Raw genomic sequence first — 429 nt, 5'->3', positions numbered from 1 at the left:
TGGACAGTCCCGATCTGGTGGAGCGACAGCAGGCTAGTGTTGACATCTTTTTCGAACTGAAGAGCTGCAGTAAATGCTTCCTCTGCATTTGCCCAGTCGTTCCTAGGTGGCTGCTTAACATCGTAGAGTACAATCTTTCCTCCTCGCTTATTCAAATATGTCATCAGCTTCTGAGCATGTTCTCTTTCTTCATCTGAATTCTTCTTAAAATATTCACTGATGCCATGTAGAGCTACATCATCCCGGTCAAAGTAGTATGCCATAGACAAGTAAACGTAACTTGCGTAAAGTTCCATGTTAATCTGCTTGTTGATGCCATTTTCTGAGTCTTCATGAAAATTTTGACGGACTTGACTAACTGCCATGGTGAAAAATTCGAAATTGTAGACCTCACTGGGTGCTGACAATTTCTAATTGACTGGGTTAACG

1 protein-coding gene is annotated in these 429 nt (G+C 42.0%); it reads right to left on the bottom strand.

The annotated features are described in order from the left end of the window. On the bottom strand, nucleotides 1-296 hold a 296-nt coding region (locus tag P2081_RS20375; protein ID WP_278924615.1), incomplete at its 3' end, for a ferritin family protein. Between the last annotated feature and the right edge of the window lie 133 nt (nucleotides 297-429).

Origin of the sequence: Pseudophaeobacter profundi (assembly GCF_029697505.1) — a bacterium.
GTDB lineage: Bacteria > Pseudomonadota > Alphaproteobacteria > Rhodobacterales > Rhodobacteraceae > Pseudophaeobacter > Pseudophaeobacter profundi.
Note: the sequence above shows the minus strand (reverse complement) of the source record. Positions and strands in the feature narration are given on the sequence as shown.